Source organism: Rhizobium sp. 1399 (assembly GCF_031455475.1).
Taxonomy (GTDB): domain Bacteria; phylum Pseudomonadota; class Alphaproteobacteria; order Rhizobiales; family Rhizobiaceae; genus Rhizobium.
The window spans coordinates 498,894-515,117 of sequence record NZ_JAVDSU010000004.1; the positions used below are offsets into that span (position 1 = coordinate 498,894).

The window sequence follows — 16,224 nt, forward strand, 5'->3', positions numbered from 1 at the left end:
GTCTATAGCGAGGTTTTTCATGAACAAGATTTTCAACCCGCCATCCGTCCGCCGGCCCTTCGGAAATTACAATCACGGCCTTCTCGTGCCGCCGGGCGCGTCCTTGCTGGTCACGTCAGGTCAACTTGGAATCGGTCTCGATGAAAAGGTCCCCGAGGATGTGACGGCGCAGGCCGAGCTCTGCTTCGAGGCGATCAAGGCGATCCTCGCCGAGGCCGAGATGAGCTTTGCCGATGTCATCCGCGTTTCCGGCTTCGTAACGAAGCGGGAGGATTTCCCGGCCTATATGGCGGTGCGCGACCGCTTCACGCTCGACCCGAAACCTGTTTCGACGCTCATCATCGTCAGCGGCTTTACCCGGCCCGAATTTTTGGTCGAGGTGGAAGTAACGGCCGCCAAGGTCTTCTAAGGTTTGACCGCAGGCTCCGTGGCGATCACGACCGCGCAGTTCAACGGCGTGGCAGCACGCATGCAAGCCGCTTCCTAAAGCGTATCGCAATCCTTCTGATTTGCTTGCCGCGCTTCAGGCACTTGTTTTCGCATGTGGTTGTCGCAAACCGCACCACATTTTTGCGCGACTTTAGAAGCGCTCCATCGCGCTCTTCACCTTGGCGAGAAACGCTGCTCGCGTCTCCGGGGTGCAATTGTTCATGTCGTAATGGGCGAGAAAGGTGACCGGCTTGAGTGGGTTGATCTGCGCCCGCAAAACACGCTTCACGATCTTCTTAGGCGGATTGCCGGCAACGAAGGCGCGAAAAGGTGTCGCGCCATAGGTCAGCACTGCACCGAGCTTCTTGATATGCCGCAGTCGGGATTGAACCTTGCCGTCCACGAGCGCGAAGGAAACACCGGGGAGCCAGACCCGGTCGAAGTAGCCCTTGAGGATGGCCGGAAAACCGAAGTTCCACACCGGTGTGCAAATGACCAGCGCCTCGGCCTGCTTCAGCCTCTCGACATAGGGTTTCACCAGCGAGGTATTGCCGGGATAGTCGTGATAGACGAGCCGGTCATGTTTCGACAGGACGGGGTCGAAATTTTCCGCATAGAGATCGCACGCATCCACCTCGTGCCCGGCCTTGGCGAGGCTCTCCAGGGTCTGTCTGAAGAGCGCTTTGCCGTAGCTTTCCTCGACCGGGTGCGAATGGAGGACGAGAACCCTCATGAAGCCTCCATAACGGCGGCAAGGCCCGGGAAGAGATAGTTCTTGCCGGCATTGAAATCGAAGTTGGGATTTTCCCAGGCGATCATCTTGCCGGGGTTGAGCAGCCCCTTCGGATCGGTCTCATGCTTGAAGGCGAGCTGCACCTTGTCTGTGCGCTTCATGCCGCCTTCTTCCAGCGTATAGCGGTGCGGGTTGAAGATTGGGCAGCCGTGGTCCTGATGGATCTTGATGATTTCTTCCAGCCGTTCCTCGGTCGTGTAGCGTACCAGCGGCAAGCCCGAGCACTGGATCTGTCCATCGAACTTGATGAATTCGAGATGACCCGGCACCTCATCGCCGAAAATCTCCACCATCTTCTTCACCTTGGCGACATGATCCGGCCCCGGATACTGCACTTGCAGATAGGTGAAGGACGGATCGACCTTGAGGGCACGCAGCGTCGTGTGGTTCCAGGCAAGTTCATAGGCATGCGGGATGCCGCGCATGCTCTCGACCTTGTCGGAACGGAACATGATTTCACCCTTCTGCGCTGCCGTAAAGGCCAGGAAGGCATCCATGGAATGCGGTGCGATCATCAGCACGACGATCGACTGGCCCTGACGGATATAGGGCTTGTGGCGGGTGAAATATTCATGCGGGATGGGTGCTGCGATCGGCGCTATTTCCTTGACGAGAATGCCGTTGCACTTCGCCAGCGCATCGGAGAAGCGCACTGCATCCATGAAGTCGTCATAGCCGACGAGAACGTCCACCCAGTCATAGGCAGGTGCCAGCGGCATTTCGATTTCGGTGATGATGCCGTTGGTGCCATAGGCATGGCTGACCTTCTGCAGGTCCCAGCCGGTGAGATCGAGCACCCGCGGCTCCGCCTCCATGGTCACGACACGCAAGCGCAGGATATTGCCGAGATCGCGCAACCCGCCCCATGTAATCGAGCCGACGCCGCCAGAGCCGCCGGCAATGAAACCGCCGACCGTCGCCGTTTGCGCCGTCGAAGGGTGAAAGCGCAACTCCTGCCCGGAATGTGCCTTGGCCTGCTTGTCGAGCTGGGCGATCACGATGCCGGGTTCGCAGATGACGCGGCCGGGATGAATTTCCTTGATCTTGTCCATGGCGGCAAGGTTGAGCACGATACCGCCTGACAGTGGCATGGCCTGACCGTAATTGCCCGTACCGGCGCCACGCGGGGTGACAGGAACACCATGGGCGAAGGCAACCTTCAGCGTCTGGATGACTTCGGCCTCGTTCTTCGGCGTGACGACGATATCCGCCGTCACATTGTCGAGCTGCGCCTTCAGGATCGGCGAATACCAGTAGAAATCCCGGCTCTTCTGGCGAACGAGCGCCGGATTGTCTTCGACCGCGATACCTTCGAGTTCTTGTCTGATCTTCTGATAATCGGCCATCTCAGCCTCCAACGACGCTATCGAGTTCACGGTAATCCGGCAGGCTGCGGTCGATCACCTTGCCGCGGCGAAGCACGACGCGGTCAGACTGCGGACGGGAAAGGAATTCGCTCCAGCGCCTTGCGCTGAAGAGCACGAGATCGGCGGGGTTGCCGACGGCAATGCGGCCCATCTGCGGCCTGCCGGCAATCTTGGCCGGTGACGCCGTGACGACACGCGCCGCAGTATCGAGCGGATGGTCGAGATGCAGGATGCGAACCGCCTCGCGAAATACTTCCACCGGATCGAGATCGCCATAGGCATAGAAGGGGTCGCGCGTATTGTCGGAGGAGACAGCCGTCTCGACGCCGGCAGCCGCCAGTTCCTTGAACAGAGTGACGCCACGCCAGCGCGGCGTGCGGCCGGGATAGCGATCCTGCAGGTACATGTTGCACATCGGCAGCGAGATGACCGAAACCCCTGCCTTGTGAACGAGATCCACGGTCCGCTTGGCCGCATCGTCATCCTGCCGCGCCAGAGAGCAGCAATGGCCCGCTGTCACCTTGCCTTCGAACCGGTTGCGTAGAACCGCTTCGGCGATCGCCTTCAGTGTCTCCGCGCCCGGATCATCCGTCTCATCGACATGCAGATCGACATCGAGGTCATTCTCCGTCGCCGCGCGCAAAAGCGTATCGAGCTGCCAGTCGAGTGTCGGTCCCATCCTGGTGACACCGCCAAGCAGGCCGCCCTTGTCCTTCACGACAGCAACGAGATCGGCGAAAAAGGCTTCATCGACCATATTGTCGAGCGGGAAGAGAGCGACTGCCTGCAGGGCAATCTTGTCTCTCCACTCGTCGCGCACCTCGGCAAAGACCTCGAAAGAAATACGGTGCTGGGGAGCAAGTGAATCCAGATGCGTGCGGATTAGGCCGGTGCCGTGCACATAGGCCGAGCGTAGCGAAAATTCCATGCGCTTGCGCACATCCGCCGCCGACCAGTTCGCCTCGCGGTCCCTGCCGACGGCCTCCAGTGCACCCATGAAGGTGCCGTCCGGATTGGGCTTGCGCGGCCAGATATGGCCCTTGTCCAGATGCGTATGGATATCGGCAAAGCACGGCCAGACCATGCCCTCTTTCATATCGGACTTGGCGAATTCCGCCGGTGCTGTTCCGGAGGGCAGGATTGCCGAGATGAGACCGTCGGCAATCACGATGTCGGCCTTGACGAGGCCCTCATTGGAGGCAGCAGCGAAGTCGCTGACGGCAACGGTCGGGAGCGTCGCATTGGCCAGCACGAAGCGGCCCGCATTCGGGGGAGACATGAAGGAATAGGTCATCAATTTTCCCGCTTCAGGCTGCTCTCGTGCCAGCGATGCAGGCTGAGCCATGAAATGAAGGAGGTGATGGCAAAGATCGCGACACCGAGCATCGACAGCATGAAGAGCGCAGCGAAGAGGCGGGGGATATTCATGCGGTATTGCGCTTCGAGGAGTCGGAAGGCAAGGCCGGAGCCCGCACCCGCCGAACCGGCCGCAAACTCGGCCACAACCGCCGCAATCAGCGCCAGACCGCCGCCGATGCGAAGCCCGGTCATGAAATAGGGCTGGGCCGCGGGCAACTTCAGATAAAGCAGCGTCTGCCAGCGCGAGGCGCTGTAGAGCTCGAAGAGATTGATGAGGTTGTGATCGACGCTCTTCAATCCCTGCACCATGTTCGACAGGATCGGAAAGAAGGCGACGAGAAAAGCGCAGATCAGTAACGCCACCTGCGTCGACGGCGCATAGATCAGGATCAGCGGCGAGATCGCCACGATCGGCGTGACCTGCAGGATGACGGCGAGCGGATAGAAGGCGATCTCGATCCAGCGCGACTGCACCAGGAAGATCGCAAAACCGACGCCGCCGATCAGGGCGAGCGCCAGCGACATGAAGGTGATCTTGGTCGTAACCCAGAGCGCCGGCGAAAGCGTGCCCCAATCACTAACGAGCGCTCCGGCAACCGCAAATGGGCTCGGAAGTATATAGGGCGGCACACCCGAAACCTTGACATAGGTCGCCCAGATCGCAATCAGCACGATGATGGCGACAAAAGGCACGGTAATGCGGAGCAATAGATCCCGGCGCTTCGCATTGAGTGGATTGGGCATTGCCGGCACGGAATTTTCGACTGTCTCGATGCTCATCAGTCTTCCTTTGCCGCGTTGATCGCGCCAATCAGCGAATAGGAAACGGTCTCGCAGGCCTGCCGGTATTCCTCGGAAGTCCGGTAGTGCGCGTCACGATCGAGGCTCGTCGTAAGCGGAATATCGGCATGAACGCGGCCGGGCCGCGCCTTCATCACCACGATCCGGTTGGAAAGGTAGGCGGACTCAAAGACGGAATGCGTGACGAAAATCACCGTGATGCCGGTCGCCTTCCACAACCGCAAAACGTCGTCATTGAGCTTCTGCCGGGTGATCTCGTCGAGCGCTGCGAAAGGCTCGTCCATCAGCAGCAGTTTCGGTTTGGTCACCAAGGCGCGGGCGATCGACACACGCATCTTCATGCCGCCGGAGAGTTCCCGCGGATAGGCATTGGCGAAATCCTGAAGGCCGACGGTTGCAAGGACTTCCATGATCCGATCACTTGCTTCGGCCTTGGAAACACCGCGCAGTTTCAGCGGCAGATAGACATTCCCGAAAACCGTCTTCCAGGGCATCAGCGTCGGCTCCTGGAAGACGAAGCCGATGTCGCCCTCCGGCAGGCCCTTCGAATTGATGCGCGAACTTGGCCAGTCGATCTTGCCCGACGTGACATCGCCAAGACCCGCGATGATGCGCAAGGCCGTGGACTTGCCGCAGCCGGAGGGACCGAGAAGACTTATAAACTCGCCGCTTTCGACCGTCAGCGACATGCCCGAAAGCGCAATCGTGCCGCTGGAAAAGACCTTCGAGACTGATTGCATGACGACAAGCGGCCGCCTGCGTATTTCCCTCGAAGGCGCCGCCTTGGTTTCGGCTAGGGACATTCTCTCGCTCTTTTATCGAAGGGGATGCGGCCCGCCGCCGGATGGCGACGGACACTGCTTGGGAGGCTTATTTCTTCAGCGATACACCAACGCTCTTGCACACGAACTTCGTCGTAAAGGCCTTGGTGTAGTCGGTCTCAGGCTTGAAGACCTTGATCGCCACCATTTCGTCAAAGAACTTCTTGTAGTGAGTGTCGGTGATGCAGCCGATGCCCTTTTCCAGGCCCTCACCGGATTCGATGATGCCGTATTCTTTCATCTTGGCGATGGAATAAGCGATCTGGCCATCCGTCATTTCCGGATTGTCCTTTTTGATCAGCTCATTGCCCTTGCTGTTGTCGCCGTAGAGATAGTTGTACCAGCCCTCGATCGAGGCATCGACGAAGCGCTGCACCACATCAGGCTTGGTATCGACCATCTGCTGGGTCGTGGTGATCATCGTCGAATAGGGCGAATAGCCATTGTCGGCGAGCAGGAAGACCTTCGGCTCCCAGCCGGTCTGCTTCTGGATCTCGTAGGGCTCTGAGGTCAGGTAACCCTGCTGGGCGGATTGCTTGTCGGCGAGGAAAGGGCCGGGGTTGAAGTTGTAGGGCTTGTATTGCTCATCCTTGAAGCCCTGAAAGTTTGCCTTCATCCATTCGAAATAGGTGAGGTAGCCATCCTTGCTGAGGAACAAGGTCTTCAGCTTCGCAAGATCTGCGAACTTGTCGACGCCGACGTCAGGATGGGCGATCAGGATCTGCGGATCTTTCTGAAAGATCGCGGCGACATCGACGAGCGGAATGCCCTGCTCGACGGCGGAGATTTCGCCCTGCGGCCCGCCCATATAGAAGTCGATCTTGCCTGAGATCAGCAGCGCGTTGTTGGCGGCATTCGGCCCGCCCTGCACGATGGAAACGTCGAGGCCGTATTTCGCATAGGTCCCGTCGGCCACGGCCTGGTAGAAGCCGCCATGCTCGGCCTGCGCCAGCCAGTTGGTGCCATAGCTGACCTTGTCGAGCGCATAGCCGGGTACACTGGCAGCAAGTATGCCGCCAAGCCCAAGAACTGCAGAAAATGCGGATGTTTTCAATCTGTTGGACATGGCGGCGTTTCCCTTCTGGTGCCTTGGAAGCTCGTTTTTGGCCTCCGATTTTCTTCATTTGACCGATTGCTTCGCTCTTTGAAAAGCAGCAAAATTCGTGCGCAGTGATGCCTTTTTGGCATCTCACTGGATATCTGTGCCTAAATTGGGCGCTGTGCTCAAAAACGATGCAATGAGGTTGCGATGCTGCACTCCAGAAAGCTTCTCTACATCAATGAGATTGCGAAAACGGGCTCGATCAGGAAGGCCGCAGCGCGCCTCAATGTCGCCTCTTCGGCGATCAACCGACAGATTCTGGCGCTGGAGGAGGAGATGGGCGCTCCGCTCTTCGAGCGCCTGCCGCGTGGCTTGCGCCTGACGGCCGCCGGCGAACTCTGCATCGAGCATATTCGCGAGGTTCTGAAGAACTACGAGCGGCTGGAAGGGCGCATCAAAAGCCTGAAGATGCAGCAGGCCGGCAAGGTACGGCTGGTGACGACGGTCGGTCTTGCCGCAGGCCCGCTGCCGGAAATCATCGCCCGCTTCCAGTCGGAGCATCCGCGTGTCTTCATCCAGCTGCGCAACGACGCCGGGACGATGACAGTCAACCCGGTGCTGTCGGGTGAGGTGGATATCGGCCTCGGCTTCAATATTCCGGCGACACCCGGTATCCGCACGCTCGGCAATTTCGATATCCCGATTGGCGTCATCCTGCCGCCCGGCCACCCCCTGATCGGACCAGGGCCGATCAATCTCGGCGATGTCGTGCAGGAGCGGCTGGTGCTTGCGCAGCAGGGTACCAGCCTGCGTGAGGTCATCAACCTCGCAATGTCCAGGCTCGATATCCCTGTCGAGCCTGTTTTGGAAACCAATGCCTCGGAAATGCTGAAGAAACTGGTCAAATGCGGAGCAGGGCTCTCCATGCTGAACCCGCTCGATGTCATCACCGAGTGCCGCCAGGGCGAACTGGTGTTCCGCCCGATTGCCGAGCCGCATAGCCGCCATCAGCCGATGAAGCTCTTTGCCCGCGCCCGCGCGCCGCTCGATTCCGCCACCAGCCTTTTCGTAGAGTATCTCCTGGCCGAGCTTGCGGGTCTCGTTCAGGAACTGCAGGCCAAGGGGCACATCCCGCTGGAGCGGCCTGTCGTTGCGTGATTAGTGCGAATAAAGGTTGGAGAGCGGATAGCGCTTCAGATCATGGAGCAGCTCGATAAAGCCCTTCACCTGATGGCGGCAGATTGCTTCGCCCTTTTCGGCCGTGCCCTTCGAAGCATCGCCGACGACGCCGTTCGGATTGAGATCATGCGCGATCCAGGCGAGCGAATGCGGCGGCAGCGGCTGGATATAGTGCGATTGCTCGCGCATCCATTCGGCCTTCGAAACGAAATTCTCAGCCTTCTCCATCCGTACCAGCTCCGGTCGGAAATGCAGCATCAGCGATGTCTCGACTTCGCCGCCATGGATGCCGTAACGTGTCTCGTGCTCGCTGATCATGCCGTCAGGATTGCCGAACCGGCCCCATTGGGTGGAAACCACGGCCATCTGGTAACGCACGCGCAGCTCGCGGGCGACGATGCTCATGATATCGACATTGCCGCCATGCGAATTGACGATAACGAGCTTGCGCACACCGGCCTCCGCCACCTTCGCGCCGATCGCCGTCCAGACAGGGATCAGCAGCTCGGCGCTGAGGGAAAGCGTACCTGGACCATAGACATGCTCGTTGGCCTTGCCGATTTCCTGGGTCGGCAGGACGAGGATGTCGAGGTCCTCGGGCCGTTGCCGGCGCAGTTCCGCCAACATGCCGTTGGCGATCGCCACATCGGTTGCGATGGGCAGATGCGGACCGTGTTGCTCGGTCGAAGCGATCGGCAGGATAGCGATGGTCGTGTCGGCAGAAAGCGCAGCAAAATCATAAGTGTTCAATTCATTCCAGTAGAATGGTGCCGCCATCGCCGCTTCCCTCTTTGTCATTATTCGATAGTGAGTAGGGAATAACGCGGCATGCGAAAAGCATCGATTTGCGCGCGCGCCGCTGCCTTTTTGCGCACATGATGCCGTTAGTCCGATGTCAGGCCATCTTTGCACGCGGGAAATAAATATTCCGCCGTTGCCACTTTCGAGGAAGGCTTTGGTTTGACCACGCTTGGCGCTGGTCTGTAGATAGTCATCGGCACGCAGAACTGCCTGCGAGTGTTCAGATTTAACGATCCGCAATTGGAGGGCCGACCATGAGCCTACGTATCAACGATATTGCTCCCGATTTTACCGCCGACACGACCCAGGGCCCTGTTCAGTTCCATGACTGGATCGGCAGCGGCTGGGCCGTCCTCTTCTCGCATCCGAAGAATTTCACGCCGGTCTGCACGACCGAGCTCGGCACCATGGCCGGCCTCGAAGGCGAGTTTAAGAAGCGCGGCGTCAAGATCATAGGCATTTCCGTCGATCCGGTCGAAAGCCACGGCAAGTGGAAGAACGACATCAAGACGGCGACCGGCTTCGATGTCGAATATCCGCTGATCGGCGACAAGGACCTGAAGGTCGCCAAGCTCTATGACATGCTGCCGGCTGGTGCCGGCGAAAGCTCCGAAGGCCGCACGCCCGCCGATAACGCCACCGTGCGCTCGGTCTTCGTCATCGGCCCGGACAAGAAGATCAAGCTGATCCTTACCTACCCGATGACGACAGGCCGCAATTTCAACGAGATCCTGCGCGCTATCGATTCCATCCAGCTGACCGCCAAGCACCAGGTTGCTACGCCGGCCAACTGGAACCAGGGCGACGATGTCATCATCACGGCTGCCGTCTCCAATGAAGACGCCGTCGCCCGCTTCGGCTCCTTCGATACGGTTCTGCCGTATCTTAGAAAGACCAAGCAGCCGTCTGCGTGAGTTAGCCACTGCGCTGATACTGTGATTGGATCAAAAGACGTCCCGGCTTCCGGGGCGTCTTTATTTTTAGGTCGGCTGGCGCAGGCCTCTATCAGAGACGCATTCTCGCTTTCCCGCGAACGAGAATGGTTGCCGCGGACGTAGAGGTAGTATTGCTCGCTGCAGCGCCGCTTTGGAACGCAGGTCGGTCCTGGCCTATTCGGATGGCGTCACACGGGTCCAGAAGTCGTTGAACGCGACCGAATCGAAGAAGGCCGAAGCTCGGACGATACGGTCGTCGCGCATGTCGAGAAACCAGGCATAGGTGTTGACGTAAGGTTTTCCGTCGCGGGCGATGCCGCGGGCATCGAAAAAGACGATCACGGTGTCGCCGTCGGCATAGACGTTGCGGATCGCGGGCTTCAGCGGCGCCTTCATGCGGGCATTGAACGGGCGGATCACCTCGCGCAGGAACGCCTCACGGCTCGGATAGGTCTTCGATGCCAGCGAGTAGCCCTCGATCGTCCAGCGGACGTCGTCGGCGAGCAGGTCATAGGGGCTGCCCGTGCCAGACGCCCACTTCTCAAAGCCAGCCTCGACGGCCGTCTTGTTGCGGCATTCGGTTTCGGTCAGCGTCTGCGAGGCCGCCCGGGCTTCGAGCCCGCAAAGGGCCAGGATGGTGGCGGCGATGCCGAGCGCAGCGTTGAAGATGCGGCGGGCGAGGGATCCCGGGCTGTGGACGATGGCACTTGCGGTGATGGACATGGCTTCCTCCAGAGATTGATTGGTGGTGCGACACCCGCTGATCGGGTGTCGCCTGCGAGGCTCTGCGCCGATCAGATCTGGTTTTCCCAGGCCTTGAGCTGATGCTCCTTCAGCATGTCTTCGATGACCTTTGGAACCACGTTGCGAAACTTGCCTGTGTCGGCGGGGACGACCTCGATCATCCGGTCGATCATTTCCTGCGGGTCCATCTTGCCTTCAGGGGTGGCAAAGAAGTCGTTGAAGCCGTTGCGCAGGTCTGCCCGCTTGGTGAAGTTCTTGCTGTCATCGAGCCACCGGAAAGGATTATCGGCCATCGTCTCGTTATAGCCGGTGTAGTAGGCGCCCGGGTTGATCGTCTGGATCTTGATGCCGTAAGAACCAAGCTCCTGCTGCAGCGCTTCGGCGATCGATTCCAGGGCGTGCTTGGTGGAGACGTAGGTGCCCCAATTGGCCGGAGTGAACAGGCCGCCCATCGAGGAGGTGAAGACCACTTTGCCCTTCTTGCTTTCGCGCACCCATTTCTGGACGACACCCTGGGTCAGTACCAGCGGCAGGAAGACATTGACTTCATAGTTCTTGCGGACGAGCTCGACCGGAATTTCCCAGACCGGGCCGGCCTCGCCCATGCCTGCATTGTTCCAGAGCACGTCGAAATCCCAACCCTGCGCCTGTTTGATGTCATAGGGGTCGGTGAGATCGAGGCGCTCGACGCGAAAGTTCTTCAGGCCGAGAGCGGCCGCTTCTTCGCGCAGCGGCGTGACCTGCGACGAAACCTGCGTGGTGGCGATGATGTTGTGGCCGTTCTTGGCCATGCCGATGCCGGCGGCTTTGCCGAAACCGGACCCTGCGCCAGTGATGAGAATGGTCTTGGTCATAATAACTCCTTTCGATGTGCTTGGGGTTGAAAAGCATTTCAGGCGGTGAGGGCGGCCGCTGCAGCCTGGGCAATCTCGAGGTCCTGGGCGACGGCCCCTCCGGACACGCCGACTGCACCGATCACGATATTGCGTCCATTGGTGAGGGGAATGCCGCCGGCGAAGACGACGAGGCCGCCATTGGTCTGCTCCAGGCCGAACGAGGTGCCCCCGGGTTTGCAGAATTCACCGATTGCTTCAGTGCGCATGGAAAACAGTGCCGCCGTCCGGGCCTTGTTAACGGCGATGTCGATGGAGCCCAGCAGGGCTCCGTCCATTCGGACAAACGCCTTCATGTAGGCGCCTGCGTCGAGGACTGCGATATTGGCTGGAACGCCGATTTCTCTTGCCCGCGCCTCGCCGGCGGCGATGACCCTACGGGCTTCGTCAGTAGTAATCATTTCCCGGTCTCCCCTCTTCGGTCGGGGATACCCCCGTTCGATGAGACAGGTGTAGGCCGGAAGGCGCTTTGCGGTATTTCCATCTCTTGCTGCAGTATTTGCAGATCTTGCGCTCGGACCGCGCACAGAGGGGCCGGCGAACGCGTCAGGACGGCGGATATTGCTAGGAGGTGAAGAGCGTGCGGTACTGGCCAGGCGTCAAACCCGTCATCTTGCGGAAGACGCGGGTGAAATTGGCCTGCGAGCCTAAGCCGGTGTCGATGGCAATCTCCACCAGCGAGGACTGCGTGAGTCGCAGCTTCTCTTTGGCCGCCTCGATCCGTCGCTGGGTGACGTAGCGATGCGGGGTGAAGCCGGTGGCCGCGCGAAACGTGCGGGAAAAGTGAAAGGGGCTGAGGCAAGCCTCGGCCGCAAGGTCTTCGAGCGAGATCTCCGCCGCGATGCGAGCCTCGATGAAATCGAGGACGCGCCGCAGCCTTTTCGGATCGATGGCAGGTGTCCGCGTCGGCGGACGCCAACGTGCTGACGAATAGGTGCCGAGCAAATGCGCGGCCAGGGCCTGCTGAATCCCGTCGAGAAACAGCCGGTCTGTCGCTTCCAGTTTGCGATTCAGCACACCACGAAAGAGCTCGCCGATCTGCAAGACCACCGGATCAGGGACACCGCCCGCATAGGCGAGCTGCACCTTGGCCGGGTCGATGTCGAAGTTCGAAAGCGCGCTCTCACCGACGAGTGATGGCGGCAGGAAGATGTGAAGGGACTCGGGCATGGTGCCGACGATCTCTACGGCGCTCTCATTGACACCGGCGGGACATACCCATGCAACGCCGGGGCGGGCGATAGCCTCCCGCCGGTGACCGTCGCCGGTCCACCTGATCTTCGACTGACCCGACAGCAGGACTGCTATTTCCGTGCATTCGAGGGTGAGATCGACCTGCCAGCCCGGATCGAAATGCCGGAGCTCGACCTGCAAACCTGAACATTCGACGAGCCCGCCCACCTGCTTGCTGGTCGGATATTTTCTGTCACCTTGCGATGCGTCGAAATCCATGTCGCATCCTCGTCGTGAAGAAAGGTCTGGGAATTTGAACCATTCAGCTTCGATGAGCCGATTGCTGCCGCCACGCTGCCGTCTGCAATTCTATTTTGATTTATGAATGAAAATTCCGGACACGGGCCACGCTAATATTAGGAGTCCGCGCATTGCGATCAGGATTTTGGCGAAAATTCAGGCGAGTGCAAGTGTCATCGCCCGAAGTGCTAGCGTCAGCATATTGGCCGCAGAGCGTCTTGCTCATTGCGCCATGTCGGTCGAAAGTAAGGAGAATGTACGGAGATCTACAAACCAGCTCAGCAAATCGAACCGTCGAAAACTCAGGAAATCAGGCTATCTCATTGAAAACAGGCAATGAAAAAGGGCCTTGTTTTGCAACAAGGCCCTTCGAAACTGGCTCCCCGGGCCGGATTCGAACCGGCGACCTGTCGATTAACAGTCGAATGCTCTACCGCTGAGCTACCAGGGATCACCGCTTGGCCGCGGCGTGAGCGGGGTAATACAAATGCTTTCCCGATTTGCCAAGCAGTTTTTTCAAAAAAATGAAATCAGCTTGTATTCGCGGCGCTTGAGCCCATCTTTTGTGGATGACTAGCAGGAAAAATGGGCCGAAAAAGGCCGGAGAAAAACGTTTCGGGATCGACCACAGAGATGGCAAGCTGGTTCTCGGCTCGCTTCGGGTGCCGATGCCGCGCTCGCGCATCGCACGCATGACGACCGGAGCGCTGCTCATTTTCGGCGGCGTCTTGGGCTTTTTGCCTGTTCTCGGGTTCTGGATGCTGCCGCTGGGCTTCCTCGTCTTATCCCACGACCTGCCGATAGCACGCAGATGGCGGCGACGCATTGCAGTCTGGTGGCATCGCCGAAAGCGCCCTGCGTGAAGTCGCCAAGGAAGCCATAAGCGACCATGTCGACGACGGGCTGATTGAACTGCCTGCTGGCAGATTGGCGCACTGCGGTTGCTTGGGTAGTGGGCTCCGTCACTGCGGAGAGACGGCGGGCCTTTCGCCAGAGGCTGGAGAGGTCGTGCCCGTCCCTGTGATCTCGGACAGGTGAATGGGCAACTCGCCATTTTCCTCAAGCGCCGTCGCCGTGATCACGAGTGCGCCGACGAGAATCATCAGCAGCTTCACCGCATTAGAGCTGAGGCTGGCTTTCCGCCACCAGCCGGTCTGAATACGCGAAGGCTCAAGGTAATATTTATAGTAAAATTCCGGATCGCTGGTTTCGACGAGATTGCCATAGATATGCGGTGGCACCCCGACATGCCGGACTGGGCGGCGGCCGGCGAATTTGGCATGAAGAACCTGGGTTTCTGGATCGTAGGATACGGCGCGGATCTGTTTGGAATTCAACGGCACCCAATTCATCTCTGCTCCTGTCTCTCCCATAGGCAGCATGGAATGACGATTCTGAAAGTCAAGTTAAGAATTCGTTACTAATGCTTGAGGTGATATTTCGATGTCTCTAATATAAAGAAAGTGAAGGCGTTGTTGCGATCGCAGATCGCGCCTCCTGGATGAATATAAGTGATCGGCTAAACTCGTTGAGATATGCCTATTGTGCAATTTAGATAGCCTGGAGGCCTATCTGAGCAGCTGCTAGCTCAATTGTTGTTCAACCGAGCGCGAATTTCCAGCAGAATGGGCTTTTTATCATCAGCTATGCGTGCGGCTGTCGCGGCGCCCTTCGAGACTGGATCGGTTCTTGTTCTGTATCCGCCGGATGTGGCCGGAGTTTGAAATTGCAGGAAATGTTTTTGGAAAGCCCTCTTGCGATTTCCTTACGATCATTCTAAACGCTCGCCACGGCTAACATGACAGCCTGTGAGGCCTCGTGGCGGAGTGGTGACGCAGAGGACTGCAAATCCTTGTACCCCGGTTCAATTCCGGGCGAGGCCTCCAAAATTTCCACCGACATAGAAATCTGATCCGCCTCATAAATGAGGCGCGGTATCGATCCGGCAGTCTCGCATCAACAGATGCCGGGAGCCTGGGCGAAATCGAATTGGGCTGGCTTGATGCCGGTGAGGAAATAAAGCGCCCGCAATCCTCCGCTGCGCAGGCTCGCCAGATAGTCGGCATCGTCCTCTGCCGTTGGGTTCTCTATCTGCACATTTGGGCCGAGCAGTCGTTGCAATGCCTGCGCCGAGATACGTGTGAAATTGCAGATGGCGCCGCTTTTGAACTTCACAAGCAGCAGCCGCGCTTCCGGATTGTAGTGAAGCGCTTCGATATCTGGCGATTGAATGGCGAATGTTTGCATGCGGCCAACCTAGCGAAAGTCGCGGTTGGCGCAACAATATGGTTGATATAGAGTTAATGGCGCAATCGACTGTGCCGGCTTGATCCGACTGGACGCCGAAATCTATTTCTCCGGCGCGCCGAGCAAGCGGCCAGGAAACTTTTACTGGGAGAGTACGATCTGTTCAGTTCGTCTCACGGTCCAAGAGCCCGCAGCAGAATATGCCGACGAGCGCTGCGCCGATAAAAAGGTCGAACAGCGTAAAATATTCCAGAATGGCAGACATGGCCTGCTCCTCCTCATTTCCTCCGGTTAGAACAGTATCATGAAATCGCAATTTGCTCCACGCAGAAGTTGCAGCTATCGTTTTTCGCCTGTTGCATGCGGGGAGGGGTTTGCGGGATTCTTCAAACGGGTCTCCGGCAAGCCTTGAAAGCATTCGTGCCGGAGATTAAGAGACGGAAGACAGAACCGCTTTCATCGGCGAGAGGATATGATGGATTTCGAAGCAGCACGCGTAAAGATGGTCGACAACCAGGTCCGCACCACGGACGTTACCTCGCATTCGGTGCTGATGGCCTTCCTCACCGTTCCGCGCGAGGCGTTCGTGCCGGAGAAGGCGAAGGTGCTGGCTTATATTGACAATGATATCGAAATTGCTCCGGCAACCGCTGGCAATCCGGGCCGTTTCCTCATGGAGGCGTCGCCGCTCGCCAAGCTGCTGCAACTCGCAGCCATCACCAAGGATGATGCCGTTCTCGAAGTCGGCGCCGGCACGGGGTACGCCTCCGCGCTGCTGTCGCTGATCGCGGGCTCCGTTGTGGCGCTCGAATCGGACGAGACCCTTGCGGCTGAAGCCAAAGCAAATCTCGCCGGCTATGCAAATGTGCAGGTGGCGACTGGCCCGCTTGAGAAGGGCAATGCCGCTGGCGCTCCTTACGATCTGATCTTCATCAACGGTTCGGTTGAAGAAGTTCCCGCGGCACTTCTCGGCCAACTGCAGGATGGCGGCCGTCTCGTTGTCGTGCAGGGGTATGGCAATGCTGCGCGCGCGAAGGTCTTCGTCAGCGAGCGCGGTGCTGTTTCCGAGAACGTCTTCTTCAATGCTTCGGTCAAGCCGTTGCCCGGTTTCGCCAAGGCTCATGAATTCGTATTTTAAGGCGTTTCTACCGCCGATTTTTTGAGCGGGCGCCATGGGCGCCCGTTTTCGTTTCGGCTGTCTTAAAAGCCTTCACAGACTTCGCTTACACTTGGGTAACAAAACTGTGCATGGCTGCATTTGTTTGATTCGCGCTGATTTTTTTCCCCTTTGGGGTATTCTAAGGTCATGGTGATTCGGGTGCATGCTCTACGCCATCCGG

18 protein-coding genes and 2 tRNA genes are annotated in these 16,224 nt (G+C 58.6%); 6 read left to right on the forward strand and 14 right to left on the reverse strand.

All coding sequences use genetic code 11. The annotated features are described in order from the left end of the window. Window positions 1-19: 19 nt before the first annotated feature. Window positions 20-409 carry a RidA family protein gene (locus J2X71_RS16850; RefSeq protein WP_310383092.1) on the forward strand — a complete coding sequence of 130 codons (390 nt, stop codon included), beginning with the start codon at window positions 20-22 and terminating at the stop codon, window positions 407-409. A gap of 171 nt (window positions 410-580) precedes the next feature. Here the strand turns inward: J2X71_RS16850 and J2X71_RS16855 are convergent, their stop codons facing one another. The 6 genes from J2X71_RS16855 to J2X71_RS16880 all read right to left on the reverse strand — a co-directional run bounded on the left by J2X71_RS16855 (window position 581) and on the right by J2X71_RS16880 (window position 6,636). After that, window positions 581-1,162 (reverse strand): NAD(P)H-dependent oxidoreductase, encoded by a 582-nt coding sequence (locus J2X71_RS16855; protein ID WP_310383093.1) that lies wholly within the window; start codon window positions 1,160-1,162, stop codon window positions 581-583. Continuing rightward, the gene (locus tag J2X71_RS16860; protein WP_310383094.1) at window positions 1,159-2,568 is read right to left on the reverse strand and encodes an FAD-binding oxidoreductase; all 1,410 of its coding nucleotides are present in this window, start codon (window positions 2,566-2,568) and stop codon (window positions 1,159-1,161) included. Before J2X71_RS16860 ends, J2X71_RS16855 begins: the two co-directional genes overlap by 4 nt. A gap of 1 nt (window position 2,569) precedes the next feature. After that, window positions 2,570-3,883: a cytosine deaminase gene (locus J2X71_RS16865; RefSeq protein WP_310383095.1), complete on the reverse strand. Its 1,314-nt coding sequence runs from the start codon at window positions 3,881-3,883 to the stop codon at window positions 2,570-2,572. Continuing rightward, window positions 3,883-4,728, reverse strand: a complete 846-nt coding sequence (locus J2X71_RS16870; RefSeq protein ID WP_310383096.1) for an ABC transporter permease — start codon at window positions 4,726-4,728, stop codon at window positions 3,883-3,885. Before J2X71_RS16870 ends, J2X71_RS16865 begins: the two co-directional genes overlap by 1 nt. Next, window positions 4,728-5,552 carry an ABC transporter ATP-binding protein gene (locus tag J2X71_RS16875; RefSeq protein ID WP_310383097.1) on the reverse strand — a complete coding sequence of 275 codons (825 nt, stop codon included), beginning with the start codon at window positions 5,550-5,552 and terminating at the stop codon, window positions 4,728-4,730. Before J2X71_RS16875 ends, J2X71_RS16870 begins: the two co-directional genes overlap by 1 nt. 67 nt (window positions 5,553-5,619) lie before the next feature. Beyond that, window positions 5,620-6,636, reverse strand: a complete 1,017-nt coding sequence (locus J2X71_RS16880) for an ABC transporter substrate-binding protein (protein WP_310383098.1) — start codon at window positions 6,634-6,636, stop codon at window positions 5,620-5,622. Window positions 6,637-6,819: 183 nt separating this feature from the next. Between J2X71_RS16880 and J2X71_RS16885 the strand changes: the two genes are divergently transcribed. Continuing rightward, window positions 6,820-7,770 carry a LysR family transcriptional regulator gene (locus J2X71_RS16885; RefSeq protein ID WP_310383100.1) on the forward strand — a complete coding sequence of 317 codons (951 nt, stop codon included), beginning with the start codon at window positions 6,820-6,822 and terminating at the stop codon, window positions 7,768-7,770. On the opposite strand, the gene J2X71_RS16890 is transcribed toward J2X71_RS16885, so the two are convergent. Further along, window positions 7,771-8,568 carry a creatininase family protein gene (locus tag J2X71_RS16890; protein WP_310383102.1) on the reverse strand — a complete coding sequence of 266 codons (798 nt, stop codon included), beginning with the start codon at window positions 8,566-8,568 and terminating at the stop codon, window positions 7,771-7,773. Between the two features lie 278 nt (window positions 8,569-8,846). Between J2X71_RS16890 and J2X71_RS16895 the strand changes: the two genes are divergently transcribed. After that, entirely contained in the window at window positions 8,847-9,506 is a 660-nt protein-coding gene (locus J2X71_RS16895; protein WP_310383104.1) for a peroxiredoxin, read from the forward strand. A gap of 195 nt (window positions 9,507-9,701) precedes the next feature. Here J2X71_RS16895 and J2X71_RS16900 read toward each other — a convergent pair whose 3' ends face one another. The 5 genes from J2X71_RS16900 to J2X71_RS16920 all read right to left on the reverse strand — a co-directional run bounded on the left by J2X71_RS16900 (window position 9,702) and on the right by J2X71_RS16920 (window position 13,088). After that, window positions 9,702-10,250, reverse strand: coding sequence for a nuclear transport factor 2 family protein (locus J2X71_RS16900; RefSeq protein WP_310383106.1), 549 nt, complete (start codon window positions 10,248-10,250; stop codon window positions 9,702-9,704). A 71-nt stretch (window positions 10,251-10,321) separates the two neighbouring features. Further along, the gene (locus J2X71_RS16905; protein ID WP_113324094.1) at window positions 10,322-11,125 is read right to left on the reverse strand and encodes an SDR family oxidoreductase; all 804 of its coding nucleotides are present in this window, start codon (window positions 11,123-11,125) and stop codon (window positions 10,322-10,324) included. Window positions 11,126-11,163: 38 nt separating this feature from the next. After that, window positions 11,164-11,565, reverse strand: a complete 402-nt coding sequence (locus J2X71_RS16910) for a heme-binding protein (RefSeq protein ID WP_310383109.1) — start codon at window positions 11,563-11,565, stop codon at window positions 11,164-11,166. Between the two features lie 163 nt (window positions 11,566-11,728). Beyond that, the gene (locus J2X71_RS16915) at window positions 11,729-12,616 is read right to left on the reverse strand and encodes an AraC family transcriptional regulator (protein ID WP_310383111.1); all 888 of its coding nucleotides are present in this window, start codon (window positions 12,614-12,616) and stop codon (window positions 11,729-11,731) included. Window positions 12,617-13,013: 397 nt separating this feature from the next. Beyond that, window positions 13,014-13,088 (reverse strand) — tRNA-Asn (locus J2X71_RS16920). A gap of 118 nt (window positions 13,089-13,206) precedes the next feature. Here J2X71_RS16920 and J2X71_RS16925 point away from each other — a divergent pair. Then, on the forward strand, window positions 13,207-13,500 hold the full coding sequence (locus tag J2X71_RS16925) for a hypothetical protein (RefSeq protein ID WP_113324107.1): 294 nt from the start codon (window positions 13,207-13,209) through the stop codon (window positions 13,498-13,500). 99 nt (window positions 13,501-13,599) lie between these two features. Here J2X71_RS16925 and J2X71_RS16930 read toward each other — a convergent pair whose 3' ends face one another. Beyond that, window positions 13,600-13,989: a KTSC domain-containing protein gene (locus J2X71_RS16930; RefSeq protein ID WP_310383114.1), complete on the reverse strand. Its 390-nt coding sequence runs from the start codon at window positions 13,987-13,989 to the stop codon at window positions 13,600-13,602. A 460-nt stretch (window positions 13,990-14,449) separates the two neighbouring features. On the opposite strand from J2X71_RS16930, the gene J2X71_RS16935 reads away from it, so the two are divergent. Then, window positions 14,450-14,523, forward strand: a tRNA-Cys gene (locus J2X71_RS16935). A 70-nt stretch (window positions 14,524-14,593) separates the two neighbouring features. Here the strand turns inward: J2X71_RS16935 and J2X71_RS16940 are convergent. Then, window positions 14,594-14,884: a hypothetical protein gene (locus J2X71_RS16940; RefSeq protein WP_310383116.1), complete on the reverse strand. Its 291-nt coding sequence runs from the start codon at window positions 14,882-14,884 to the stop codon at window positions 14,594-14,596. 472 nt (window positions 14,885-15,356) lie between these two features. Between J2X71_RS16940 and J2X71_RS16945 the strand changes: the two genes are divergently transcribed. Beyond that, window positions 15,357-16,022, forward strand: a complete 666-nt coding sequence (locus J2X71_RS16945; RefSeq protein WP_310383119.1) for a protein-L-isoaspartate O-methyltransferase — start codon at window positions 15,357-15,359, stop codon at window positions 16,020-16,022. The last annotated feature ends 202 nt before the right edge of the window (window positions 16,023-16,224 follow it).